General features: G+C 49.3%; 19 protein-coding genes. 5 read left to right on the plus strand and 14 right to left on the minus strand.

Annotation, left to right across the window (positions count from 1 at the left end; genetic code table 11):
• Nucleotides 1-211: 211 nt before the first annotated feature.
• A complete protein-coding gene (locus tag PGR23_RS20745) occupies nucleotides 212-775 on the minus strand; it encodes a hypothetical protein (protein ID WP_047078904.1) in 564 nt (187 codons plus the stop codon).
• A gap of 232 nt (nucleotides 776-1,007) precedes the next feature.
• On the opposite strand from PGR23_RS20745, the gene PGR23_RS20750 reads away from it, so the two are divergent.
• Both PGR23_RS20750 and PGR23_RS20755 read left to right on the plus strand, forming a co-directional pair.
• Nucleotides 1,008-1,922, plus strand: coding sequence for a winged helix-turn-helix domain-containing protein (locus PGR23_RS20750; RefSeq protein ID WP_430915653.1), 915 nt, complete (start codon nucleotides 1,008-1,010; stop codon nucleotides 1,920-1,922).
• Nucleotides 1,919-2,389 carry a hypothetical protein gene (locus PGR23_RS20755; RefSeq protein ID WP_080957272.1) on the plus strand — a complete coding sequence of 157 codons (471 nt, stop codon included), beginning with the start codon at nucleotides 1,919-1,921 and terminating at the stop codon, nucleotides 2,387-2,389. The genes PGR23_RS20750 and PGR23_RS20755 overlap by 4 nt, the downstream gene beginning before the upstream one ends.
• A 249-nt stretch (nucleotides 2,390-2,638) precedes the next feature.
• Here the strand turns inward: PGR23_RS20755 and PGR23_RS20760 are convergent, their stop codons facing one another.
• The 5 genes from PGR23_RS20760 to PGR23_RS20780 all read right to left on the minus strand — a co-directional run bounded on the left by PGR23_RS20760 (nucleotide 2,639) and on the right by PGR23_RS20780 (nucleotide 12,580).
• Nucleotides 2,639-3,919, minus strand: coding sequence for an HlyD family efflux transporter periplasmic adaptor subunit (locus tag PGR23_RS20760; RefSeq protein WP_047042957.1), 1,281 nt, complete (start codon nucleotides 3,917-3,919; stop codon nucleotides 2,639-2,641).
• 63 nt (nucleotides 3,920-3,982) lie between these two features.
• Nucleotides 3,983-6,118 carry a type I secretion system permease/ATPase gene (locus tag PGR23_RS20765; RefSeq protein WP_063416570.1) on the minus strand — a complete coding sequence of 712 codons (2,136 nt, stop codon included), beginning with the start codon at nucleotides 6,116-6,118 and terminating at the stop codon, nucleotides 3,983-3,985.
• Nucleotides 6,119-6,131: 13 nt separating this feature from the next.
• Nucleotides 6,132-7,577 (minus strand): TolC family protein, encoded by a 1,446-nt coding sequence (locus PGR23_RS20770; protein ID WP_165430587.1) that lies wholly within the window; start codon nucleotides 7,575-7,577, stop codon nucleotides 6,132-6,134.
• 234 nt (nucleotides 7,578-7,811) lie between these two features.
• Complete coding sequence (locus PGR23_RS20775; RefSeq protein WP_396279404.1) at nucleotides 7,812-11,984, minus strand: phage tail protein; 4,173 nt, start codon at nucleotides 11,982-11,984, stop codon at nucleotides 7,812-7,814.
• A gap of 137 nt (nucleotides 11,985-12,121) precedes the next feature.
• Nucleotides 12,122-12,580 (minus strand): phage tail assembly chaperone, encoded by a 459-nt coding sequence (locus PGR23_RS20780; RefSeq protein ID WP_047042966.1) that lies wholly within the window; start codon nucleotides 12,578-12,580, stop codon nucleotides 12,122-12,124.
• Between the two features lie 1,293 nt (nucleotides 12,581-13,873).
• On the opposite strand from PGR23_RS20780, the gene PGR23_RS20785 reads away from it, so the two are divergent.
• Entirely contained in the window at nucleotides 13,874-14,806 is a 933-nt protein-coding gene (locus PGR23_RS20785) for an alpha/beta hydrolase (protein WP_047078368.1), read from the plus strand.
• A 56-nt stretch (nucleotides 14,807-14,862) separates the two neighbouring features.
• Here the strand turns inward: PGR23_RS20785 and PGR23_RS20790 are convergent, their stop codons facing one another.
• Genes PGR23_RS20790 through PGR23_RS20805 form a run of 4 tightly spaced genes read right to left on the minus strand, consistent with a single transcriptional unit; the run spans nucleotide 14,863 to nucleotide 19,765 of the window.
• Nucleotides 14,863-15,423 carry a DJ-1/PfpI family protein gene (locus PGR23_RS20790; RefSeq protein ID WP_063416509.1) on the minus strand — a complete coding sequence of 187 codons (561 nt, stop codon included), beginning with the start codon at nucleotides 15,421-15,423 and terminating at the stop codon, nucleotides 14,863-14,865.
• 22 nt (nucleotides 15,424-15,445) lie between these two features.
• On the minus strand, nucleotides 15,446-16,636 hold the full coding sequence (locus PGR23_RS20795) for a glycoside hydrolase family 88 protein (RefSeq protein ID WP_396279402.1): 1,191 nt from the start codon (nucleotides 16,634-16,636) through the stop codon (nucleotides 15,446-15,448).
• Between the two features lie 13 nt (nucleotides 16,637-16,649).
• Nucleotides 16,650-17,930 (minus strand): oligosaccharide MFS transporter, encoded by a 1,281-nt coding sequence (locus tag PGR23_RS20800; RefSeq protein ID WP_015369698.1) that lies wholly within the window; start codon nucleotides 17,928-17,930, stop codon nucleotides 16,650-16,652.
• Nucleotides 17,927-19,765 carry a DUF2264 domain-containing protein gene (locus PGR23_RS20805; RefSeq protein WP_396279401.1) on the minus strand — a complete coding sequence of 613 codons (1,839 nt, stop codon included), beginning with the start codon at nucleotides 19,763-19,765 and terminating at the stop codon, nucleotides 17,927-17,929. Before PGR23_RS20805 ends, PGR23_RS20800 begins: the two co-directional genes overlap by 4 nt.
• Before the next feature lie 229 nt (nucleotides 19,766-19,994).
• On the opposite strand from PGR23_RS20805, the gene PGR23_RS20810 reads away from it, so the two are divergent.
• Nucleotides 19,995-20,849, plus strand: a complete 855-nt coding sequence (locus PGR23_RS20810; protein ID WP_015369696.1) for an AraC family transcriptional regulator — start codon at nucleotides 19,995-19,997, stop codon at nucleotides 20,847-20,849.
• A gap of 1 nt (nucleotide 20,850) precedes the next feature.
• Here PGR23_RS20810 and PGR23_RS20815 read toward each other — a convergent pair whose 3' ends face one another.
• The 4 genes from PGR23_RS20815 to PGR23_RS20830 form a co-directional block, all read right to left on the minus strand.
• Nucleotides 20,851-22,260: a purine-cytosine permease family protein gene (locus PGR23_RS20815; protein ID WP_047042982.1), complete on the minus strand. Its 1,410-nt coding sequence runs from the start codon at nucleotides 22,258-22,260 to the stop codon at nucleotides 20,851-20,853.
• 344 nt (nucleotides 22,261-22,604) lie between these two features.
• A complete protein-coding gene (locus PGR23_RS20820) occupies nucleotides 22,605-23,030 on the minus strand; it encodes a YidB family protein (RefSeq protein WP_396280087.1) in 426 nt (141 codons plus the stop codon).
• Nucleotides 23,031-23,044: 14 nt separating this feature from the next.
• Nucleotides 23,045-23,494: a peptidoglycan-binding protein LysM gene (gene lysM, locus PGR23_RS20825; RefSeq protein ID WP_015369692.1), complete on the minus strand. Its 450-nt coding sequence runs from the start codon at nucleotides 23,492-23,494 to the stop codon at nucleotides 23,045-23,047.
• A 54-nt stretch (nucleotides 23,495-23,548) separates the two neighbouring features.
• Nucleotides 23,549-24,445: a LysR substrate-binding domain-containing protein gene (locus tag PGR23_RS20830; protein WP_430915654.1), complete on the minus strand. Its 897-nt coding sequence runs from the start codon at nucleotides 24,443-24,445 to the stop codon at nucleotides 23,549-23,551.
• Nucleotides 24,446-24,543: 98 nt separating this feature from the next.
• On the opposite strand from PGR23_RS20830, the gene PGR23_RS20835 reads away from it, so the two are divergent.
• A complete protein-coding gene (locus PGR23_RS20835) occupies nucleotides 24,544-25,146 on the plus strand; it encodes a short chain dehydrogenase (RefSeq protein WP_063447599.1) in 603 nt (200 codons plus the stop codon).
• The last annotated feature ends 421 nt before the right edge of the window (nucleotides 25,147-25,567 follow it).

Genomic DNA, 25,567 nt, shown 5'->3' on the forward strand with positions numbered 1-25,567 from the left:
CGATTATTCGCCGCAACGCGGCTCACCCCTTCGGGGCCAGCGCGACAAGCGTGCTGTTCAACGCCTGCGGCGTTAGTCCGAGTCCGGGCACCACTTATTCAGAGAACCCAGCCTATGGCTGGGTTTTTGCTTTTCTGCAACCGGACTCTCCATCGAACTGCGTTCGATTATTCGCCGCAACGCGGCTCACCCCTTCGGGGCCAGCGCGCTGTTATAACCAGTTGAGATAGTTATAAAATAACATCGGGTCATTCAAACCAAGTTTCTCTTTGAGTTTTGAGTGATAATATGAAACTTGTTTCCGGTTAAGATTCAACGTATTGCATATAGAGCCAATGGTTTTAATTCCCCGGGTCATCAGTAAAACAGCATGCGCCTGTTGGGTTAACCCTTCCCCATTGCAAATTGAATAGTAATACGAAATTAATACTTTAATTTGTTTTGAATTATCAACCAGTAATATTTTACGCCACTCATCTATTGATGAACGTTTTGATACAAAGAACAAAGACGCATCTCCCTGAACGATTCTATCGCTCAGTATGATGATTGAGGCATCCCTGCGTTCATAAATCAAATGAATCATATATAATAAAGTATAGACACTAAGGAAACCAAGCTCCTCAAGTATATATATTTTACTTTTTTCACCCAGTCTAAGCTCATCATACATCGTATCAAGACCCAATTTTACATATTGATTCTTGACATAAAAATGATATTCCATCGTCAAAGCACAATGTATAACAGATAAGTCATCATCAATTTTAATCATTCTGAAATTCATTGTTGTTGTTGATTCTTTTTTTATTACAAAGCAAACTAATAAAGCGCTTCGCTTTCTATTGTGAAGAATAGATAGTTTTCTGATTGGTTTACACTGAAAAGTCATTTCTTATTCTTATTCACTTTAGTTATGCCTTAATTTAGAGATTTTATTTCATATTAAGTTATCCTACTCGTCTTAGCGCGGAAGAAATAAACCATTAATATAAAAGGATTTTATAATGATCAAAGAAAAAGAAAGCGGCTCAAAAAATAATCATTACTTTATAATTAATGGTCGTGTTAAATTTATTCCATTTCGCAGAACAATAGAGGACATGAATACTGGAACAAAACTTAAACTTCATGTTCCAGCAAGCCTTTGTCTGGATAGGTTATTAAAAAACCAAGGACGTCTTGTATCTCAGGATGAGCTAATCCTGTACGCCTGGGGCTTGAAGCGAGAGTCCACGGTGAGTTCTAATACTTTTTATCAGTGCATACTACATCTACGCAGAAAACTGGCACAGCTGGAATTATGTGATGTTATTGAAACCGTCCCACGTCATGGTATTATTTTTAACAATAGTGTCAGTGTATTAATTACGCAGGATACCCCCCCGGCGTTTCAACTCAATGAGAGTAATCAAACACCAGAAGGCACAGCGGAAAAGGATATAGAACCAGTGCCGTCCGTTGAAATCGGCAAAAAACACTTCACCGAGGAGATACCTGTATCGCTTCCTCCCGAATTTGGTTCTGATATGGTCCTCACGTCAACGATTCAGGTTGCGAAAAAGAATAGATTACAAATAAAAACCCGCTACGTTTTATTCACCGGAGCTATATTATTAATACTGATAACCGTATTGGGATTCATGTACATAACCTTCACTAACGATAATATATTCAAATCTTATAACCAACTCTCATCCACGAACTGCTTCATCTACACTATAGGTGATCAATATTCTGAAAATGAAATTAAAAACATAATGAAAAGTGTCGGGTTACCCTGCTTTAATAAAGAGAACGTTTTTTTTACCGTATCTCCGATGCAATCAAAAATAAACATAATCAACTGCGCTACATATAATAAAAAACAACAAGACTGTCGCTCCGTTACCATAGCGAGAGAATTAGAGGAAACACCATGAGATATAAATCCATTTTATGCTCACTTGCATGTTTAGGCGCTTTTGCAGGGGTATATTTTTATTTACCTTCTCCATTTAATACCGACAGTGCTATTTCATGCCATAGCCGCCATACTCTCATTAACAATGATTTTAAATTAGATGCAAGTTATGGTTTTATTTTTGGCGGTAATAAAGGCGAGTTAACAATGTATGGTTATGCGGTAGACAATGGTGTTCGGATAAATATCAGGAGAGTGATTAGTTTTACCTATACAAGAATGGATGATATTTATACTTTTCACAGTAAAAGAGTAGAGAAGTTTTACGGAGATAACAGTGAAAAAGGAAATGTAAATATTCATCTCCCCGAATTTTTTTATCAGACAGGAAAAGACCTTACCATACAACTCAAGCGGGATGGCTTCAATATCCCGATAATTTTCGTGCATCGCATGCCTGTTTTTTATTGTAATCAATCAGGTTAATGTATTATCAACAAGATATATTTTACTGGTCACCAGTCAGCAATTGTGGGAGTCGATTCCGCGACGTCGTCGTGAGATCGTTGAGACGCCACGCGGATATTAATGATAATAAACCGGACGCCTTCTATTACCTCCGGTTGCTTTTCCTCTCCCGGTCCAGGGGGACGCATCTGGTATGACGCCCCCCTGGTGACAGAAACCCGTTTTAGTTTTGACATACGGTGATTCGCCAGCATAAGCCCCATCTGGCTATCTTTCCCTAAGCGCTTCACCAACCTTGTTAAATGGTTTAATCAGGTACTGAAGGATTGTCTTTTTGCCGGTCTTGATATCTACACTCGCCACCATCCCAGGAGAAATAAAGTGCTGTTTATTATCTTTAGTTTGCAAATGGTCCTTCGTGGTTCTGATATAAACACGATAAAAAACAACTTCCGGTTTTTGAGGATCGGAAATCGTGTCAGGTGAAATTGTTACCACCTCACCATCCAGTCCCCCATAGATTGAGTAGTCATAGGCGGTGATTTTGACGATCGCACGCTGTCCTGGATGAATAAAAGCGATATCACGTGGCAATATTTTAGCCTCGATAAGTAATCGGTCATCAAGGGGAACGATGTTCATGATAGTTCCATTTGGGGGAATGACGCCACCAATAGTGTTAACTTCAATATTTTTCACAATGCCCCTGACTGGAGAAGTGATGGTCGATTTTTTCAGTAGATCGCGCTGACCGATGATCTTCTGATATAACGAATCAACTTCTCCGGAAATTCTCGATAGTTCCTCTCCAGATTTTACCTGATAGTTGTAGTTTAGCTCTGATTCTTTCATATTCAGATCGACGAGCTGCTTCCTGAGTCTGATAACATCAACTTTACTTGACGCCCCTTGGGCCATAAGTCGAGTGTTAATCGCGAGTTCGTTATTCAATAATACTCTTGACGCCTGAATATCTTTCATCGACGCGATATAATTATTTTTCCGCGAAGTATAAAGCACCATTTCTCTATCGGTGATTTCTGCAAAATCATGTAATTCATCAGGAAAAACTAAAGGACGATTGCTAATCTCCGCCAAAAGTCTAACTTTGCTGGCCAATAGCGCCCGATATTTGGATTCAGATTCCATCACTGCAGCCTGGGTTCTTATCGTATCCAGATTAGCAATAATATCCCCCACCTGAACTATCTGTCCTTCAGTAACGTTGATTCTATCGAGAATCCCACCATCAAGAGATTGAATGATCTTCTCTTTCGAGCTGGGGATAACCCTCCCATCGCCTTTCGAGACTTCATCAATACTAAACATAGAAGCCCACAGCAAAAATACGCTGAGAAAAAAGATAACGCTGAGCAATATATACAATGCCCGGCTAGTCTTAACGCCGCCATGCGTGTCGGCAAGCGTAAACTCGTCAGTCTCTCGTACCCTATGAGTCGCATCCTTATCCGTTGTAAAAAAAACATTCTTACAAAAGTCCTTTGTAAGTATAAAATTCTTTTTTACTTTTCCTGGTATATTTTTCATTAAAAACCATCATTTAAAATAGCTGGGCAAAATATAATGATATAATTAGTGGCAATATATTAATTACATATCATCAATAATTTCATCTTTGCGTTTATCTAACACCACCCTACCGCCAGACACCACGATAGTTCGATTAACAAGATCCAATATTTTCTTACGATGGGTAGCAATAATAACTGTTTTACCGGAAATCCAGTTGCTCATTTTTTTGACGAACTCATCTTCTGTCACATCATCCAGTGAGGAAGTAGGTTCATCCATAATAACAATATTAGGATTACGCAATACCAGTCGAGCCAACAGAATAGTCTGCTGCTGTCCGCCAGAAAGACCGTGCCCACCCTCCTGGATAATATAATCTAAACCCGATGGTAGCTGGTTGATGAAATTAATGGCACCGGTTATCTTAATGGCTTCAATAATATCTTCATCCTGGGCCAAGGGGGATCCCAGTGTAATATTTTCACGAAGCGAACCGAAAAATAGTCGAGAGTTTTGGCTCAGGTATCCAACATCACGACGCAGATCGGCGGGATCGATATCATTAATATTGATACCATCCAGAATTACTTCGCCGGACTTCTGATGCATCATCCCTGAAAGCGCGTTTAACAGCGATGACTTACCCGAACCATTGCGCCCAAGAATGGCAATACGCTCACCCGCTTTGATCTCCAGCGAATCAATACTCACCGCTATTTTCTGACCGTCTACCTGATGCGTAAAAGCCGCGTTGGTAATCGAATACTGGCCTTCGATAAATTTCTTGTGAATCAACCGCTGATGTTCCGGTTGATCGATGGGTAATTGCATTATCGAGTCGAGACCAGTCATCGCGACTTTGGTTTGTTGCCAACGAGTTATGATGCTCGCTATTTGCGCAATAGGCGCCATCATTCTTGAGCTCAGAATGGATGAGGCCACTAATGCCCCGGTTGACAGATCGCCGGACATAACAAAGGGAGTTCCTACCAGTACCAGGCATACAAACACCGAACTCTGGACGAAATATGACCAGGTTGTTAAGGTATGCGTCAGATGCTTTAATTCCAGACTGTTTTCTGCCGTCGTCTTAATGTAGTGCAGCCATTGCTGTTGAAAGCGATGCTCGGCTTGCAAAAATTTGATGTCGTCCAGCCCTTGAACCGTTTCGACCAGCATGGCGTTACGCAGACTGGATTCTCGCGTAGCCGTGTTGGCTAACCTGAACAGTTTCTTTTGACTTAATAGACCAGGAAGCACCATAAGAATGGCCCCAGCTAAAGGTACGAGGAAGACAATTCCCCCCAAAAAATAGATAATTACCAGGAACATAAAGAAGAACGGTAAATCCGTGATGGCAACGACGGTTGACGAAGTCATCATTTCACGAACCTGTTCCAGTTCCTTTAGTTGAGAAATGAACGACCCTGTTGATTTCGGGCGATAAGGGTTTTTAATCCTCAAGGCACGACCAAAGACCCTGTCTGAAATAATCAAGTCTGCACGCTTGCCGAGGATATCAGTTACGCTATAGCGAATTAAGCGCAAGGTGAAATCAAAAATAAGCGCCAGGATCACACCAATGAAAAGCACCCACATTGTAGGATGTGACTGTGCTGGAATGACGCGGTCGTAGGTCTGCATAGAGTAAGTAATACCGGCCAGACCAAGCACATTGACAAACAGAGACCCCAGTATGACCAGATAGTATGGTTTCATGTCGGCAAAAATAATTTTCCAGACCCAGTACTTTTCAGCCGGCTTGATGTAATCATCAATGCGAGGGTCGGAGACATTTTTGGCCGGGCGCAGCGTGATAATTCTACGACCTTCAGCGCGGACCTCATCTTCTTGTAATAGTGAGATCAGCTCATTATCTTCAATAAACGAGACAACAAAATTTTTATCTTCATCAATACTCTTGATAATGGCCAGACGGCCATCTTTCATTTCCAGCACTTGCGGAAACAACCACGAATTAAAGCGATAACCCGCAACAGCGTCTTCCTTAAAAGAAAGCCCTGCCCGGCGACTCATAATCTCTACAACTTTACTGCTTGAATCTTTATCATGCCATAAAGATGTTATCAGGATATTCTGTTCTGAAACATTGAGACGATAATGGTGCGCGATAGTCACTAACGCGCTTTTCCACTGCTCCAGATAGTACTCTTTGGCGCCACTGTCATTTTCCATAGAGGAAAAGAAATCCATATCTTGCACTATATCATCCTTTATTTTTCATTAAATTAATTAATTTGCCAGCATAGTACAGACTTTCCATGGCAAGGTTCGACACGGTATAATGACTATTAATGATGTCGGCTTTGGTCTGATGGATCTCGGCTTCAGCGCTGGTTAAATCGGAAACCGAGCGAGCCCCCAACTCCAGATACTGTGACATATAAAGATTACGCGTTCTTATAGCGCTCTGCTCCCTTTCGCGTTTGTTTTCCAGGCTGATTTTGGTGTTTCGCATTTGGCTCGAATATTCCATTATCCTCTGATCGGCATTATTCTTTTCAGCATCTAAGTTAAATTGCGCAGTATTGAGCGCTTCTTGTGCTTGCTGTACCTTAGAAGATACAGATCCGCCCTGATAAAGCGGGACTTTTACATTAATAAATGCGCCATAACGGTCGCGGTTTTTGGTGGTGCCATTGTTAGTCGATTGTTCAGTCAAATCATGTTCATAGTAAGGCGCCAACGTTATTGTCGGATAATATTCATTCTTTTGGACATCGATTTGTTTTTTGGCGATATCAATTTTAGCTCTGGCAATCCTGATTGCCGGTGAGTCAGTATTAACTGGATTATCACGTAAGATATTATTATAGAGTTCTTCGATTTCATTAGGGAACTCCATGATAATACTGGCTGATATTTTTTTATTTAATAGATGATCCAGCGTTGCCAGCCATTTTTTATATTGTGATATATAATCATTATAGTTTGAGAGTGCTTCGGCTACTCTGAGGTTTGCCTGAGAGTAATCAGATTCAGCGCTGGCCCCCAGCGCAACGCGTTTTTTCGTTAAATCTTTGATCTTAGAAAAACCGTCAATACGTTCCTTTGCCGCAGCGCTGAGTTGATGATAGCGGACTATTTGCAAATAGGCGCCAATCGTCTGATAAAGAATATCATTAATCTCTTTTTCTATTTCGTAGCTGGCGCTGGCGACATTCAGTTGAGAGAGCTCAACCCGGTCACTGGTGCTACCAAAATCATAAATCATCTGCTCAACTGATAAGTTGAGTTGATTGGTTTTATTATTATCATCACTATAATCATCTTTGGCGATACCGGAATTAAGGCCCATTTGCACATTAGGATAATATGCAGATTTAACCTCATCTATCATCGATTTTAGTCTTTCCGATTCAGCTATTGCCCGTTTAATTTCCGGGTGCCAGCTAACGGCCATCAGCATTGCGCTGTGCAGATTATATTTTTCTTTGGAAGAAATAATATTTTTTATAACCGTATCTGCAGGTGCAGCAGGCGGCAGTTGTTTTGCAAGTTGAGTTTTTTCAACCGGTTTAGCATATACAACTGGGGCATCATTGGATAGTGGCTTATTTGGTTGTGGAGTTTCTGGTGACGTTGATGATTTATCCTCATTAACAAATGAAACGGGAAAAGTGATAAGCTCACAGGAAGCACTAGCAATCATTAACAGATTTCCTATGGCAACGGATAAATAGAGTCGTGCTTTATGAGTAAGTCCCACTGGATAGCTCCCTGAATTATAAATACAACGCGTTATCATTCCATGATGATGTATATCTGGTATCGTGCATGAAGGCTCATCTCATGACACCGTTGAGAACCACATACTGTAAAGCTATGTGGCTGACCAATCCCGGCGGCTAACCGATGTAGCAGCCGGGAAAGGTATTACTTAGAATTAAGCAGCAGCATACTGATAACTTTCTTCATTTAGCTGTAGCTGATTGACGATTTGATTCAGTGCGTTATATTCTCCAGAATCTTCAGCACCTTGTTGCTGTTCAGTAACTTTGTTTTCTGCCACGACGGAATTGTTTTCCTCACCTACCAGAGAATCCAAATTGATATCGTTGGCATTATTTTCCTCCGTCAGCGAAGCGAGCTGTTCATCAGTCAACTCTTCGTTTACTGCTTCCTTAGAAGCCTGTGAAGCCTGAGAAGTCTGCGAATCAACCATTTCGTTAAGCGAAGTTACGTTGCTATCAGAGTAAGTGGCTAACTCATTAAGCGTATTGGTCATGGTGGCCAAATCATCAGTAGACAAACTTTTCTCGCTGCCTTCACCCACAGATTTTTCCAGAAGATTATCAACCGTTTTTTCTGCGCTAACGAGCAGTTTATCAAGGGTTTCAGCCGCTGGCTTCGCCGCCTCGGCAGCAGTTTCAACGGAATCAGCTAAAGTATTGAGCGCATTGGCGGCCACATTGTCATTGGAGGAACCGCCAAAAATTTTCGCGACAATATCGTTAATGATATTAGAGATCGTTTCCAGCGGATGAGTGATGCCATAAATAACTTCGGAGACAAAATCAATGATTCCCTTAAATGGACTCAAGATGGCATCAATGACCGAGTTAATAATATCTGTAACCGTTCCGACTGGGTCGCTAATAAATTTGACCATCAATGTAAGAGGATCGCCAAGCAGTTTTAATATCGAATCAATCGGATTAGTAATAAAGTTAAAGATGGAGCTAGCCGTATCAATAAAGAACTTACACGGCGCAAGAATAATATCTATGATATCCTGGAATATGTTACCAATAGCGCCAAACGGATCGCTGAGGAAGTTACCAATGCATTCTATGAGATTACCAATAACTTTGCCGATAGCCTCAAACGGCGCGGCAATAAAATCAATAATAGAACCTACTGTATCAATAATAAACTTGCATGGCGCAAGAATAACATCAATAGCACTCTGGATCATATTCCCAATAAAGCCTAGTGGATCTTTAAAGAAATCCTGAATGCTATTGGAAATAGAGGAGAAAATATTTTTGAGGCCTTCGATCGGCGAAGAAATAAAGTCAATAATGGAGTCAATGAAATTATTGATCGGCGTATCTGGAGTATCGGAATCCGAGTTTAAACCCAGCATCCCTTTTATAAAGGCTTCGATTATGGTTACCGCCGATGTCCCAGCACTCATGGCGATCGGGAGACCCATGATCAGCGCCATGCCCAGTTTCGTGACCAGGTTGACAACATTACTTAAGCCATAATGAATAGCAATAAGAACGCCGTCAATAGCCAGCGTGAAATCTGAAACCACACTGGCAATAGGTATTAATCCCGGTATAAACTGCAGGAATCCTGTAATAATTCCCAGAATCCATTCGGCAATGACGCTTATAACTTCAACGCCTAGCTTAGGAATAGCCATAACTGCGACGAACAAATCGCCCAGTACTAATGGAATCAGTGGGTTTTGCAATAGCGATTGCGAGAAATCAGCGACGAAATCCTCCATCGCGGAGGAATCACCGTTTAGTAAGGCGGTAAATCCTTTAACCAGGGTTATCACCCAGCCGATGGCGCCGGTAACGATCGCAGGCAGGCTAATAAGACCAACACCGATACTCTCTACAATAATTTTTAAGCCGTTACCCAGGCCATCTACGAGAATCAGTATACCATTAAAGATATGTGGAATGGTTCCTAATGGTCCCCATATCCCTCCCAGAATACCGGTGATAAATCCTGTAACCCACTGAACCATATTGGAAATAAAGCTTAATGGCACGTGAATAACTTCAACGAGTGCTTCCCAGGCGACCAGGGCGACGCCGGTCAGTGCCGCAGGCGCGGATTCGAGCAAAAAGTGGTAATCACTTAACATCGGAATAACCGATTTAAGTGCTTCTAACAATCCTTTCGGAATGGCAATAATCGCATTCCAGATGCCGCTGAGAATATCTTCCAGGAATGACGGTTCGTTTTCAGCATTGAGGGTGGCGGCGTCGGATTGAGCTTTCTCCACTCCCGCAATATCAGTGGCGTCGTTTACCGCCTGATGGGCTGCGTCCTTTTCATCCTTGCTCAGGTTATCCATAGCGTCGATCGCCTTGTTGGCGCTATCTTTCGCGCCATCAAGGTTATTGCTGGTAGCATCGGCCAGCGCTTGCTCCAGGCCCGCCACGCCTGTCGCGTCGTTCACCGCCTGGTGAGCCGCTTCTTTCTGCTCGTCGCTCAGGTAGGTCATGTCGTCGATCGCCTTGTTGGCGTCGGCTTTGCCTTCCTCAAGGTTTTTCGCGGCAGCGGCGGCTTCGGCTTTCTCCAGGCCCGCAATGTCGGTGGCGTCGTTCACTGCCTGGTGAGCCGCTTCTTTCTGCTCGTCGCTCAGGTAGGCCATGTCGTCGATCGCCTTATTGGCGTCGGCTTTACCTTCCTCAAGGTTTTTCGCGGCAGCGGCGGCTTCGGCTTTCTCCAGGCCCGCAATGTCGGTGGCGTCGTTCACCGCCTGGTGAGCCGCTTCTTTCTGCTCGTCGCTGAGATAGGTCATGCCGTCGATCGCCTTATTGGCGTCGGCTTTGCCTTCCTCAAGGTTTGTCGCCGCGGCAGCAGTCTCTGCTTTCTCCACGCCCGCAATATCGGTGGCGTCGTTCACTGCCTGGTGAGCCGCTTCTTTCTGCTCGTCGCTGAGATAGGCCATGTCGTCGATCGCCTTATTGGCGTCGGCTTTGCCTTCCTCAAGGTTTGTCGCCACGGCATCAGTCAGCGCTTTCTCTACGCCCGCCGGGTCCGTCGCGTCTTTCACCGCCTGGCGGGCCGCTTCTTTCTGCTCATCGCTCAGATAGGCCATATCGTCGATCGCCTGATAGGCGTCGGCTTTACCTTCCTCAAGGTTTTTCGCCGCGGTATCGGCCACCGCTTTTTCCACGCCCGCAATGTCGGTCGCGTCGTTCACCGCTTGCTGCGCCTCGGCTTTCTGCTCGTTGCTCAGGTACGCCATATCGTCGATCGCCTTGTTGGCGTCGGCTTTGCCTGCCTCAAGGTTTGTCGCCGCGGCATCGGCCTCGGTTTTTTCCACCTGCGCAATGTCAGTCGCGCCATTGATCGCCTGGTGTGCCTCGGCCTTCTGCTCGTTGCTCAGGTACGCCATATTGTCGATCGCTTCATTGGCGTCGGCTTTACCTTCCTCAAGGTTTTTCGCCACGGCATCGGCCAGCGCTTTCTGCACCTCGTCGACGCTGGTCGCATTATCAACGGCTTTCTGAGCTTCAGCCTTCTGTTCGTCGCTCAGGTACGCCATGGCGTTGATTGCCTCACTGGCGTCGGCTTTGCCTTCCTCAAGGTTTTTCGCCACCGCGTCAGCAAGCGCTTCCTCTACGCCCACAACGCCGGTCGCAACGTTCACCGCCTGTTGAGCCGCCCCTCTCTGCTCATCGTTCAGGTGCGTCATACCGTCGATCGCCTGATTGGCATCGGCTTTGGCTTCTTCAAGATTTTTCGCCGTGGCGTCGGAGAGCGCTTTCTGCACCTCATCTACGGTGGTCGCATTTTCAACGGCCTGGTGAGCGGCTTCTTTCTGTTCGCTGCTCAGGTACGCCATAGTGTCGATCGCCTGATTGGCGCCGTCTTTCGCTTCCTTGAGTTTGGCTTTGGCCTTATCCTGGCTATTATCACCGCCGTCGTCGTTATCATTAACGGCGGCAATGGCGAGACCACCGATCGCAACCGCGGCGATTAATGGCACGACCCATACATAAACATCGCTATCGTTCGCGGCTGGTTCAGCCGCGGTAAACACCTCTTCAAAGCTCTGTAATGGTTTAAATTGCAGACCATTGAATTGTTCTTTGTCGAGATAATCAGCCTCAAAAATCTCCTTACCATCGTCAAAAACCAGCTTCTTTTTTGTGTCGCCAAAAAAGTCTTCGATGACGATTTTTTGATTATCTTTCATTAAGATATTAAGGGCGTTCTTATCCTTTTGTACGCCCGTGACATCCCTCGCAGATACAGGTAAACGGATCGCTCCGCTTTCGACCGGGGCAGCCCCTGTCATTTCTGCCGTGCTTGCGAGTTTTTCGCCTGTTGGCGAGAAAAAATCTATTGTTCCATTCATATAAATTCAGTCCATATTTATTAATAAAAAAGAAAACACACGGTGATAAGCTCAAAACCACCCAGGAACATCCCTATTCCATTTCTGATTCAATGTATTTTCTTATAGTTTGAAGAGCTATTCTCCTGAGCTCCTCTTTAGCTTATTTGCGGTGTATCAGCCTTTTTCCCTCCCATACCCTTAATAATGTCGAGAATGCCATCGAGATTAAATACAATGGCTTCTTTCATCAGTATGATAATATCTTGCGGAGCCGAGAATAGTTTTGTAAGCTCGTGGAAAGATAGTTTTACTTTTTGTTCATCCTCTTTGATAGAAACAATCATTCCCTCAGAGAGTACTCTTTTTACCCATTTCTCTAAATTACGACTATCGATTACACCAGACAGTGATTTTAATAACTTCATTACATCTGGCTTAGCGCCCTGCTCGGATACAGCTGAAAAAACACCTTCCAGAGATTTTTCGCCCAGGTTATCCAGAAGCGGCGTAAGAATATCTTTCTGTAAATCCGCAACAAACATCAGGCGATTCCACGCTTGTAATTTTACCAACATGAATTTTTTGTCGTTCAGAACAAACTCTTTAGTTTCCATAATGTTTTCTCTGGCGGGATGAATAGTGTTTCAGGAGAAGACCGCCCTCTCTCCCCCCGAAAAATCAATGTGCTTCCCCTGATTACCGGGGATGGTTACGGCCAACTCAAACGCGCTATCACAGCGCCGATGAATAAACCACCAGCGTCTACAACCTCTTTCCTGCTGAGGGTAAAGAAAGTAATAGATTGAATTAAATGCCAAGATAGTAAGCTTTGCGCTTAATTTAAAATGAAGTTAGCTTCATTATTCTTATCAACATCTACCCAACCCCTAAAGTTATCTTTACTTACCTTAGCAAAACACAATAACTCATTGATAAAAAAGCAAATTATCACGTACTTAAGATATAAAAAAAACGGCGTTTTTTTGACGATGCTCTGCCCATCAACAGGCTCGCTGGCCGGAGAGAGCCGCAAGAAAAACGATAACCAGAAGTGGCTCCGGTTATACCTGTAGTATGATAGGGTTACGGCGATTCTCTAATGCGACTGGACGCCGCTGAGGGGGTTCCTTCGGACGAACGACGTCCGGCGCCTGGAATGTTGATAGCGTCATTATGGCGAGTGTATAATTCCATGATTGCAAAAAAGAAAAACAATTGAAATCAATTGAAAGCGTAAGCACTTCTTATCATCTTTCCAGAAAAATGCGGGACGTTCCATGGCCACATTATCCTATAGCATTCCCTCAATTTCCGGTGGAGGGATATAATATTTCCCTCCTTATAATATTCTCTCCCGCTTGCAAGACCCCTGCCGCGTTAATACACTTTATAAAAATGCTCCATACAACTATATTTACCAAGAACAATATACCGGGAAATTATGGTGAAATAAGAAATCCGCCATTTGGATAAAATAGAAATCCATCTTTAAAAAAACATCATAATAAACATCCCTACCACGACAATATTAACCACGAACGTTTACATCTCTCTATTTACATACCAACCTTTAATAATAATAAACATCAAAACACGTCGCATGGCGTGACTGATTGCAGACATCAGTCCATATCTATCACCTACCGTGTCCCCGCTCATTCCTTTTTATCCTTACTTTCCGAGCGCTTACTGCTCCGATCTGATATTCCCTCCATTCCCTACAACTGAGATTTGCCCTATACGCCTTTCCGCTTTCATTCGATTCCTATTAATCATTGCAATCCTTAAATGAAATTGGTAATTATTCTTATCATTGTTTTTGTTAACACCCTGTCTGGCACGGTACCCCCAAACGGTATGTGCAGGCTAAAATTAAAATTCACCGGCGGAAAAGGAAAAATCATCAGATGTATGCCCGCGAGTCTCGCTCCACGCCCCCGCGCAGGACGCTTTTTGCCATTTTCTCTTGCCTTACGCTCAGTTACAGCGCTCCTGTCTTAGCAAAACCCGATATGCAGCCGCTGGGGCCCAATATCGCCGAAAAGGGTTCGGCCTTTTACCACTTCAGCGTCCATCAGTTCGATTCCGCCGACGGCGCACGCCACTATCGGGTGTGGACGGCAGTGCCGAACAAAGCCGCGCCGCCCACCGGCTACCCGGTGTTATACATGCTTGACGGTAATGCGGTAATGGACCGACTTTCTGACGAGCTGCTCAAACAGCTCACGGCGCAATCGCCGCCGGTGATCGTCGCGGTCGGCTATCGGACCAACCTGCCTTTCGATCTGAAGGGCCGGTCCTTTGACTATACGCCTGTTGACAACAGCAAGGGCGCAACGCCGACTGGCCGTAAAAACGGGGGGAGTCATGGCTTCCGTCAGTTGCTGGAAACGCATATCGCCCTTAAGGCGGAGCAAGGTCTGCATATCAACCCGCAGCGCCGCGGCCTGTGGGGCCACTCCTACGGCGGCCTGTTCGTACTCGACTCCTGGCTGTCGTCCTCGTACTTCCACGCTTATTACAGCGCCAGTCCATCGCTTAGCCGGGATAACTTTGCGCTACTTAGCCGCATCACGACGGCCGAACCTGCGTCGTACTGCGGCAAAAGTCTGGTCATTATGGAAGGATCAGCGACGCCGGGCGATAAGCGGGATTCGAACGCTGATCACGTGCTAACAAAAGTGAATACCGCGATGACTACGCTGAAAGAGAAAGAGGTAGATGCCGCTGTTTGGGATTTCCCGGGCCTGGGCCATGGACCGATGTTTAATGCCTCTTTCCGCAGCGCGCTGCTAGATATCAGCCGTGAAAAAGCTGAACGCGTACCAGACTGCCACTAATCCAGCCACTGCCCGCATAACACGGGCAGTGAAACCTTCAACAGCATGCCGAGCGGCTAGAGCCACGGATAATAAATATGTTCCGCCTGTTCGCGCGCCGGCGCTTCATCGCCCTGCAGCCGAGCCGCCAGGGTGAAAGCGAAATCAAATACCTTGCCCAGCCCCCGGCCGCTGAGCAGATTGCCGTCTTCCACGACGTCGGCATCCACGTATACGCCATCACTCACCTGCTGCCAAAGATCGCCGGAACAGACATAGCGACGCCCCTTCAGTAACCCGTTACCGCCCAGCACGCGGGCGGCGGCGGAGCAAATCGGGCAGATATATTTACCCGCTTCATCGTGGCGGCGAACGAAGGCAATAACCTCCGCGCTTTTCGCCAGATTAACACTGCCTTCCGGGCCGCCCGGCAACACCACGGCATCAAAGGTTTGATCGAAGCTGGCCTTCAGGGTGCTATCCGCTAGCATCGGGATAGCGTGGTAGCTCACCACTTCGCGACTCTCGCCGCAGGCAATCGTCTGCACCGCAATATTCAGACGGCGCAGGATATCGATAGTGACTATCGCTTCCCCCTCTTCAAACCCGGGGGCTAATAACACGGCTACGTTTTTCATCTCGTTCTCCATTCCTTGAGGATTACCAGTACGGGTACCAAATCTGTCGCAGCCGCGCCAGCAGCTCAAGATAGAAATAGTCACCCCAGCTACAGCACTGATCGACGCCCTTTCCGCTGCCCATATGATAAACCGAGTGCTGCAGCAGCCCTTCGGTAGGGTCATCGTCGTGGGCCAGGTAGTTATCGGTCAGCGATAGCGCAATGCGTAGCGCCATCTCTTCGTAATACGCGCGGTTGGCGTCGAGCGTAGGCAGCGCTTTGACCATCTCCAGCAGGCCGCAGGCGGCAATCGCCGCCGCCGAACTGTCGCGCACGGCATCGGTGCCGAGCAGCGCCAGATCCCAATGGCAAACATCATCTTCCGGCAGGCGGTTGAGGAAGTAGTGCGCCAGGCTGCGCGACAGCTCAACCATCTGCTTATCGCCGGTGTGCTGATAGCTCAGCAGGAAACCGTAAATGCCCCACGCCTGGCCGCGCGACCAGCATGAGGTATCGCTGTAGCCCTGATGGGTGTTGCCAAAGCGCGGTTCGCCGGTCTGCACATCCATATAGTAGGTGTGATAAGTCGAGGCATCTTCACGCACGATATAATTCGCCGCCTGTCCGGCATGCGCCGTTGCCGCCTGCGCGTAGCGCGGGTCGCCGGTCTGCTCGCTGGCCCAGTACAGCAGCGGCAGGTTCATATTGCAGTCGATGATCATTCGCCCCTGCTGTTCCGGATCGTTTAAATCGCCCCACGCCTGGATAATTTTGGCCGTCGGGTTAAAACGCTCCATCAGGCGCTCGGCAGCCAGCAGCGCCGACTGGCGAGCGGCTTCATTGCCAGTGAGCCGCCAGGCGCTGATGCAGGAGAGCGAGTAAAGGAAGCCGAGGTCGTGAGTCGCGGTGTCGATACGCTGCTCAATACGCCGGGCGAACGACGGTAAATAGCGCTCGGCGGCTTCGCGGTAGTGCGCTTTCCCGGTCATCTCCCACGCCAGCCACAGCTGGCCCGGCCAAAAACTGGTGGTCCACTCTACGTTATCGGTACGCGGCCAGATGCCGTTTTCACAGGCTTCGCCGGGGAACTTATCGCCGAAGGCAACGATATTTTTGTCGAGCTTGCGCGTCACGCGGGCCAGCGCGTCTTCCAGTTTCTGGCTCAACGCCAGGCGGTCAACCTGATGCAGTTCTATCGGCCGCAGCGCTTCGGTGATAACAGATTTGGTCATAACAACTCCTGAATTAATGTTTGGCCGGTTCAACCGAGGCGGTATCTAAAGCCGGAGTAAAGGGTCGTGAGGCATCGCGCTTCGACTGGCAGCGCGATAGCGTAAAAGCGGAAATCAGCGTAAACGTCAGGGCGCAGCAGCCCATCAACAGATAGGTATGCTCAAAGCCGATTTTGTCGTACAGGTAACCCGCCGGCGGCGCGACCACAATCGATCCGACATAAATCATCGCCTGGTAACCCAGCAGGTACATCGTGGCGTTAACCCGACGATGGAAGTGTTCGGCGATGTATTTGAAGACCGAAATCAGCAGCAGCGCGATCTCGACGCCGTAAAAAGGTTTGATGATGGAGATGACAATCGGGTCGTTGGTCAGGCCGGAGGCAATCAGCCGCGCCCCCACCACGCAGCCGCAGAACAGCAGGCCGCGCTTGGCGCCATAATGGTTCACCAGCCATGGGATAAACATCATCATTACGAACTCCATCCCCGACTGGACGGTACTCAGATAGCCGTACCAGGCGTTGCCCTGCTCTTTGGTGGCAAAGAACGAGACGAAATAGCGCGGGAACTGCTGCTCGGCAATGAACATCATCCACGCCACTCCGGCGACGTAGAGGCTGAACATCCAGAATTTGCGATTTTTCAGCAGCATCAGTACATCGGCAAATACTATCTTATTCGCGGAAATGACGTTGTTATTGCGCAGCTGCTCATCACCGATTTTGAGGCTAATCAGCACCAGCAGCATCAGTACCGAGGTGCCGCTGCTGAGCAAAAAGTTAGCCAGCGGCGTGAAGTTAAACAGCAGTCCGGAGACCGAAGCCGCCATCGCCCAGCCCAGCGAACCCCACATTCTGATGCGGCCAAACTCCAACCCGTACAGGCGGCTAAAGCGGTCGGCGTAAGATTCGGAAGCCGCCACCCCGGCGTACCAGCCAAGGCTCAAATACAGCGCGCCGATGATAATCCCCAGCGTCGCGTGGCTTTGCAGCAGCGGCTGGTACACCAGCGCGAAGAACGGCGCCATCAGCGCGGAAATGGCGCAGACAAAATAGAGCAGCCACTTGCTCATGCCGATTTTGTCCATGATGTAGCCGTACACCGGTTTCAGGACCACCGCGAAAACGCCATTAATGGCGAACACGCTGCCGATGGTAATGCTATCGAGACCTACCTTCTGGCTCAGCCACAGCGCGTACAGGCCAAAGCTGGATGACCAGGTGAAAAAGTAGAGAAAAATAAAGGTACTCATTTTGTACTGCGCGGCGCGTACGGATGATGATGTGCTCATAGCGATGCCTCCGGGGCCAGAACGAGCGTCGTTTCTTGTCGTGCCGTCACGAAGCGTACCGCGTCATCGCTAATGAAGGCCTGTGGGCAGTGTTGCGGTTCGAAGTCGGCGGCATTCCCCGCCCATACCGCGCTTACCAGGCAATGCGTCCCCGCATCGAGCTCGCCGCGCAGCACCGGCACCGCCGCACGTTCGGCGAACAACAGATTGCTGTTCGGCGGCGTCAGCACCGTCTCGCCGCGGCGGGCGTGCGGATGTAAACAGAAAATCGCCGAGATATCGCGGGCGTTGCGTAAGCAGCAGGCGCCGTCACTCTCTTGCGCCTGCGGCAGCGGACGATTCGCCAGGCTAAAGCCGCCTTCCGCGCAATCCAGCGCGCGCTGGGTAGCTATGCGGTGGACGCGCAGTTGCCAGTCGCCCAGCGCCAGTAGCCAGCTATCAATCACCACGTCGCGCCACGGCAGCCAGCGGCTGTAAATAGTGCCATCAGCGGTAACCACCTGCTGGCATTCGCGGCGACCGCGCCAGTAGTTATCCTTTTCGGCCAGCAGCAGCATCGAATCGGGAGCGGCATGGTTCAACCCGTAGCGCCCCCGTTCAATGGTGAAACCAAAGCGGGTGGAGTAGGCAAATTTGCAGTATTTCGCCTCGGTATTAACGAAGTTGTTCAGCTCCAGATGGCCGGAAGTCAGCATCCACAGGTGATCGGCCTGATGTACCAGCACCTGATCCGCATGGGCTATTGTGTGCTGCGCGGGCAGCGGCGGCAGCGGCAGTTCAGCCGCCTGCCAGAAGGCGTCGCCCTCGCCTAACGCCAGCACCAGCATGGTTTTCAGCCCCCAGTACGGTGAACCCGGCGCGTTGTAATCTTCCGCCATCGCCAGGTTCGGGTAGCTGTAGCCGACGCTCAGTACGCCGTCGCGATCGAACATCGGCTGTTTCAGCCACCAGCGCAGGTGGCGCAATACGATGCCTTTAATCACCCCCGGCGAAAATACCTCCAGCCCGGCGAAGGCCGCCGCGCTCCAGAACGCCGCTTCGGCAAAGCGATAGGTCAGACTACGGCCGAACGGGATCGCCGCGCCGTCATCGGCAAAGAAATGGATGAAGTCAGAGGAGAAACGCGCGGCCCGCTGACGCAGTTCCTCACAGCGCTGCGGATCGACATCGGCCATCAGCTTCGCGTAAATCAGGCCATAGAAATGGAAGCCCATCGAGATGTAATAGTCGCGCGGGCGGCCCGGACCATCCGAGTACCAGCCATCGCCGAGGTAATAACGTTCCATGGCGGCAAAATGATCTTCCCGCGCCTGCGGATTGGTCGGCATTCCGCAATAATGAAAGCCAACCTGCACCAGAATCGGAAAGAAGTGCCAGTTATTATCCGGGATATCCTGGGTCTCGCACTGCTTTAGCCAGCGCCATAAGTTCTCTTTTTCCACAGCGTTGAAGTGCGCCAGTACGGTTTCGCCCGCCAGCGCCAGTAATAGTCCGTAAGCAGCCATCTCGACAATGCGTTGATCGTAAGGTGCGACTTCGCCCCAGTAATCGGCATGCTGCGGATTGGTGCCGTTTTTTATCGCCTGTAAATAGAAAGAGAAATGCTGCGGCTCGCTGCCGCCAGCCAATAGCGGCGTCACGCCCCACAGCAGCCGGGAAAAGGTTTCCATGCTCGCAACCTGCTGGCCGTAGTGAGCAGTGAAGTTCGCTAAATCAATGCGGCTGGCGTCGTTTTTAAAATAAGGCGCTACCGCATTCAGCATTTCATTGACCAGCCGTAGCACCTCTTCCCGGCTTGTCAGTGGGTTATCCAGATGAATATTTTCAGGTTGCACAGGGTCCTCCCGTATAACACGAGGGTAGAGGTAAGTTATTGTTATTAGGCTTTTATCAAGCCACGTGTGCGACGTCTGGATGAAGAGTAACCGCTTTTATTCCCGGCGCTGAGTGAGCGGACTCACAAAATTAAACCGCCATTTCATTTTTGCTGGATTTTGTCGACCGCGCGGAGGATAAATTGCAAATGATGGCGTAAAAATTTAAATCTGTTGTCCTGGAGGCAAAATGGGCGAAGCGCAACTGCTGGAACGTATTACGCTCGATCGGCAGGCCATTTCGTTTAATCGCATGTACACCACCAGCGTGCTTTACTACCACTGGCATCAATGCGTTGAATTGCTTTATATTTCCAGCGGCTATGGCATCGTGGTGGTGGATAACCAGCACTACACCGCCCGTCCGGGGCGATTATTTATCTTCCCGCCCTTCCGTTTGCACAAAGTGCAGGTCGATCATAGCGATAAAAATCCTTATCACCGCACCACCATGCACATTGAGCAGTCGGTCGTCGAGAGCGCGCTCAGCGCTTTCCCGCGCCATCAGGCCCAGTTCGCGGCGCTGGCCGCCAGCAATCTGCCGGCGCAAATTTACGACCTCAGCGAGCACGCGGCATTTATCGAAAGGATCCTTGAACAGTTTCAGCGTCTGGAGGATAACGAGCAGACCACCGCCTGCGAGGTGGCGTTTTTGATGATGCAGCTAATGACGTTTCTACCCGAGCAGCCGCAACGCTACCCGCCGCGCCAGCAGACCGTCGCCTCGCGGATTATGAACTGGATCGAAGCCCACTATGCCAGCAAGTTTTCCCTTGACCAGTTGGCTTGCGACCTCGGACTTTCACGCAGCTATACCTCGCGGGTTTTTCGTCAGCAGACCGGCGGCAATATCCATGAATATTTGCTCACCCGGCGAATAAAACGCAGTTGCGATCTGCTACGTAATAGCGATGAAAGCATTGATGCCATCGCATTAGCGGTGGGATTTGGCGAGGTGACCTACTTCATTACCTGTTTTAAAAAGATGATGCGCCAGACGCCGCTGCAGTACCGTAAGGCCAGCCAGCGGCGCTCCGCTTTATAACTTAATCCATCGCCTGCTTGAGGCCAACCTGACGGCGACGCCAGGCGCTATCGCGGCTCGCCAGCCAGTAGTACAACGGCGAGGTCACCAGCAGGCCGACCAGCCAGGAGAGATCGGCGCCGTTAAACCACGCCGAGACCGGGCCAACGTACAGCGGGGTATTCATAAATGGGATCTGCACCAGGATGCCGATGGCGTAGGCCAGCAGCGCGTGCGGGTTGTAACGGCCATAGATACCGCCATCCACCTGAAATATCGAGTTAATATCGTAGTTGCCCTTGTGAATGGCGTAGAAGTCGATCAGGTTAATCGCGGTCCACGGCACCAGCACCACCAGCAGGGCCAGAACCAGATCGATAAAGTGGCTGATAAAGTCCGCCGAGGCGAAGATCGCCGCCGCCACGCAACAAATAAGCACGATGACCGACAGCAGCGCACGGCTACGACTGCCGGGGATCCAGCGCCACAGGAAGGTTTGCACCAGGGTTATCACCGACATCACCGCGCCATACAGATTAAGCGCGTTATGGCTGATGACGCTCAGCAGGAACAGCACCAGCATCAACGGGCCTATCGCACCGGTCGCCAGCTTTACCGCATCCATGGTTTCCAGCCCCACCGGCGTTGCCAGCACCGCTACCGCGCCAAAAATAAACGACAGGCTGGAACCGAGCGTCGAGCCAAGGTATGTGGTCCAGAACGTCGCGGCGACGGGAACATCCGCCGGCAGGTAGCGCGAATAATCAGAAACATACGGGGCGAAGGCAATCTGCCACAGCGCCGCCAGCGACACGGTGGCCAGCCAGCCCGAGAAGGAAAAACCGCCGCGAGTTAAGAAATCGGCGGTATGCAGATGAGTGAAGATGTAGCCAAAGCCGACCATAATGCCGATGCCCAGCACCCAGGTGCCGATCCGGTTGAGAATATGAATACATCGGTAGCCGATGATGCCAATCACGCAGGATCCCACCGCGCCGATCGCAATCCCCACCGGTAGCGGAACCGCGGGAGCGATGCCGTGCAGCGACTGCCCGGCCAGCACGATGTTCGAGGCAAAGAAACCGACGTACATCACCCCGGCGATCGCCACCACCAGCAGCGAACCAAAAGATCCAAACTGCGCGCGGCTCTGGATCATCTGCGGGATCCCCATCTGCGGCCCCTGCGCCGAGTGCAGCGCCATCAGCGCCCCGCCAACCAGATGGCCGACTAAAATCGCAGCGATCCCCCACAGCAGATTCAGATGAAAGATCTGTACTCCCAGGGCGCCTGTAACGATCGGCAGCGGCGCGATGTTGCCGCCAAACCACAGGGTAAAGAGATCGCGGGTTTTACCGTGGCGATCTTCTGGCGGAATATAGCCAATGGTGTGCTTCTCAATAAGCGGCGGCGATGATTCTTTGGTCGGCATAGCATTCTCCAAAGTCAGGAACCATTAATAATGGTTGTGATGTGCAGGTGTTTTTATGTTTTGGAGATAATGCGCATTATTTAGCGAAAGGGTAAATTACTTTGTTTATGGCTACAGGAAATAAAAAAACTAATTAGCCAGGCAGAAAGCCGATAAATATCATAAAATTTTATCATAACCGTTCCGGTAAGATAAAATAATGATATTTTCAACGCAGCGGTAAATTGTCAATTAGGAATACAGAATAAATAATCGTGATGAGATGAATTTATGGCTGATAATAAAATACGGGCCGCTATTCAGGCCCGTAGTATGTGATAAGTTAAAACTCAAACGGCTAGCGCTTAACTAAAAAACTTACCTTTCAGTAGATTAAGTCCTGCGGAGACCAGGTCGCCCTGGGCCGGCGCTTCGCCCTGCGGCGACAGGCCATCGACGATTTTTGGCAGGTATTCCGCAATCAGCGATGAGGCGGTTTGCGAATCAACGCCCAGTTTGGCGCCGAGTTCCTGCAGGGCAGGCGAGCCGAATACCGAGGTAATCTGATCGCTGTTCACCGACATATTACTCTGCTGGCTAAGCCACGACTCGACGATTTCACCTAAGCCGCCGCTGCGGAATTTTTCCAGGATTCCCTGGATACCGCCCTGCTGTTCAATCCAGGTCATGATCGCCTGAAGTTGTTCAGCTTTGCCAGCCTGCCCGCCAAGCACGCCGCCGATTTGATCTAATAATCCCATTACAATCTCCATCAAAACGTTGCTATTAATCCCTGATTCACGGCTTACTTCGCCGGGATAATCAGCACCTGCCCCGGATAGATCTTATCGGGATGCTTCAGCATCGGTTTATTGGCTTCAAAAATACGCTGATAGTCATTGGCGGAGCCATACATCGCTTTTGAGATGGCGCTGAGGGTATCACCGGATTTAACCGTATAGTAACGGCTTTCCGCCCCGCTCTGCGTCACAGTAACGCTATCGTTGACCTGGCCGATCCCGGTTACGTTACCTACCGCCACCAGAATTTTTTCCTTATCTTCCTGTGAACCGACATCGCCCGTTACCGTCGCGGTACCATCGTCCGCTACGGCAATATTGACCTTTTCGGCACCAGGCAGGTTAAGACTATCAATATGTTTTTTCAGCTTGTCGGCCTGATCTTCCTTGCTGGAGCCGGACACGGCATCCCAGATCTTCTCGCCCGCTTCTTTCACAAAACTTAATAATCCCATCTATCCATACCTCCATTACTGTTTCACGATGAATGCTTTCATCAGACACGATAATCATAGCTTATAAATACCGTTCACTTCCTTTAACAAATGCTCGACGAAACGGGTAAGTTTCGGTAAGGGGCGCAGATCCTGGCGCCACAGCAGGTGTATCGGCCTCGGTTCCGGCGTGTAATTTTGCAAAATACGCACCAGTCGGCCATTGGCTAAATCTTCCGCCAGCAGCACTTCCGGCTGCAATAACAGCCCGGCGCCGGCCACCGCCGCCATACGCAGCGCGTAGCCATCGTTGCAGCGCAGCACCGCATCGCGCTTCCAGCGTACCTCTTCCGCAGCGCCCGGCAGCCGCCACTCGTTGCGCGCGGTCCACACCGTATGCGAAAGACACTGATGTCCGGCTAAATCAGCGGGCGTCTGCGGCGTGCCGTGGCGCGCCAGATAATCCGGCGCCGCGCAGATCGCCATACGATAGGGAGCGAGATACTTCGCCACCAGATCGGTACGCTGGATGTCACCGATACGAATCGCCAGATCGATTCCCTCATCCACCAGGTCCACCATGCGGTTCGTCAAATCAAGCTCGACGCGTACCTCCGGCCAGGCCTGCAGAAAGAAGGCGGTCAGCGGCGCGATAATGCTGGCGCCGAAAGAAACCGGCGCGCTCACCCGTAGCGTACCGGCAGGGGCCAGCCTTAACCGTTCAACCGAACGCTCGGCATTCGCCACCTGCTCCAGTACCCGTCGCGCCTCGTCAAAATAGACTCGCCCGGCATCGGTCAGGCTTTGCCGACGGGTATTTCGCTCCAGCAGGCGGGTGCCGAGCTGGCCTTCAATTAAGGCGATATATTTGCCGACCATCACCGCCGACATCTCAAGGCGCGTCGCCGCGCCGGTAAAACTGCCGCACTCTACCACCGCGACAAACGTCTCCATTCCACGCAGCTTATCCATATTGCAAACCTCAGGTTAGTAATCATCTAACTTTTAGCCAGTTTATCCGACAATCGATTAATTAAAGAATAGAGGCTCACTTCACTGAGGAGTTTGCGATGAAAATTATCGTTATTGGCGCCAGCGGTACCGTTGGCCGCGCGGTTGCGGAAGAACTGAGCCGCCAGCATGAAGTTATCCGCGTTGGCCGCACCCACGGCGACGAGCAGGTTGATATTACCTCGCAGCAAAGCGTGCAGGCGTTGTTCGAGAAAGTTGGCCCGGTCGATGCCATTGTCTCAGCAGCCGGCAGCTTATACTTTGGCCCGCTAAGCACGATGACCGACCGCGATTTTGACCAGGGACTGCAGGATAAACTGTTGGGGCAGATTCGCCTCGCCCTCACCGGCCAGCATTATCTTAACGATGGTGGTTCCATAACCCTTATCAGCGGCATCGTCGCCGATGAACCGATCGCTCAAGGGGTGAATGCCACCACCGTCAATGCCGGACTGGCGGGTTTCGTTCGCGCCGCCGCCTGCGAATTACCGCGCGGGATCCGCATTAACCTGATAAGCCCCACCGTGCTCAGTGAGTCTGTCGAGACCTATGATGGTTTCTTCCCCGGTTTCGCCAGCGTACCGGCCGCAGCGGTGGCGCAGGCCTATCGCCGCAGCGTCGAAGGGATCCAAAGCGGGCGGGTTTATAAAGTCGGTTATTAATTATTTTCGGGCAGGATGTCGTATTCCTGCCCTTATATTAAATATCTGTTGGTTATTGTGAAGCGCCTCGCATAACGCACTTCACCCTGTTATTTGTGCGCCTTTAGGATACACCACACGATAATACTAATGTCATGATGTATCAGCTAATTATTTTATTTCCCCATTATTTTATCGGGCCAAGCTCCTATCTCATTAGACCATAATAAAAACAGGGAATTGTTATTTCTCTCTACGGTTCATCATTCTAATCTCCTCGCAATATGGCAGAGTTTTATCTGCCCGATAAAAAACCATCAGCGGGTTTGCCAGTAAAAAATTAAGCACAAAGCATAAAACTCTAAAAATAGCGCAACGCACAGATGCAGCGTTTTTCCAGCGCCGGGTAAAGCATTTTTTTTATATCCAGCACCGATATTTT

Source organism: Klebsiella sp. 141162, assembly GCF_050600755.1.
Lineage (GTDB): Bacteria > Pseudomonadota > Gammaproteobacteria > Enterobacterales > Enterobacteriaceae > Klebsiella > Klebsiella aerogenes.

Excerpts from the sequence above, each read along its gene's own strand:
- PGR23_RS20745 (WP_047078904.1), bottom strand. The coding sequence starts at position 775 with ATGATTAAAATTGATGATGACTTATCTGTTATACATTGTGCTTTGACG.
- PGR23_RS20750 (WP_430915653.1), top strand. The coding sequence starts at position 1,008 with ATGATCAAAGAAAAAGAAAGCGGCTCAAAAAATAATCATTACTTTATA.
- PGR23_RS20755 (WP_080957272.1), top strand. The coding sequence starts at position 1,919 with ATGAGATATAAATCCATTTTATGCTCACTTGCATGTTTAGGCGCTTTT.
- PGR23_RS20760 (WP_047042957.1), bottom strand. The coding sequence starts at position 3,919 with ATGAAAAATATACCAGGAAAAGTAAAAAAGAATTTTATACTTACAAAG.
- PGR23_RS20765 (WP_063416570.1), bottom strand. The coding sequence starts at position 6,118 with ATGGATTTCTTTTCCTCTATGGAAAATGACAGTGGCGCCAAAGAGTAC.
- PGR23_RS20770 (WP_165430587.1), bottom strand. The coding sequence starts at position 7,577 with ATGATTGCTAGTGCTTCCTGTGAGCTTATCACTTTTCCCGTTTCATTT.
- PGR23_RS20775 (WP_396279404.1), bottom strand. The coding sequence starts at position 11,984 with ATGAATGGAACAATAGATTTTTTCTCGCCAACAGGCGAAAAACTCGCA.
- PGR23_RS20780 (WP_047042966.1), bottom strand. The coding sequence starts at position 12,580 with ATGGAAACTAAAGAGTTTGTTCTGAACGACAAAAAATTCATGTTGGTA.
- PGR23_RS20785 (WP_047078368.1), top strand. The coding sequence starts at position 13,874 with ATGTATGCCCGCGAGTCTCGCTCCACGCCCCCGCGCAGGACGCTTTTT.
- PGR23_RS20790 (WP_063416509.1), bottom strand. The coding sequence starts at position 15,423 with ATGAAAAACGTAGCCGTGTTATTAGCCCCCGGGTTTGAAGAGGGGGAA.
- PGR23_RS20795 (WP_396279402.1), bottom strand. The coding sequence starts at position 16,636 with ATGACCAAATCTGTTATCACCGAAGCGCTGCGGCCGATAGAACTGCAT.
- PGR23_RS20800 (WP_015369698.1), bottom strand. The coding sequence starts at position 17,930 with ATGAGCACATCATCATCCGTACGCGCCGCGCAGTACAAAATGAGTACC.
- PGR23_RS20810 (WP_015369696.1), top strand. The coding sequence starts at position 19,995 with ATGGGCGAAGCGCAACTGCTGGAACGTATTACGCTCGATCGGCAGGCC.
- PGR23_RS20815 (WP_047042982.1), bottom strand. The coding sequence starts at position 22,260 with ATGCCGACCAAAGAATCATCGCCGCCGCTTATTGAGAAGCACACCATT.
- lysM (WP_015369692.1), bottom strand. The coding sequence starts at position 23,494 with ATGGGATTATTAAGTTTTGTGAAAGAAGCGGGCGAGAAGATCTGGGAT.
- PGR23_RS20830 (WP_430915654.1), bottom strand. The coding sequence starts at position 24,445 with ATGGATAAGCTGCGTGGAATGGAGACGTTTGTCGCGGTGGTAGAGTGC.
- PGR23_RS20835 (WP_063447599.1), top strand. The coding sequence starts at position 24,544 with ATGAAAATTATCGTTATTGGCGCCAGCGGTACCGTTGGCCGCGCGGTT.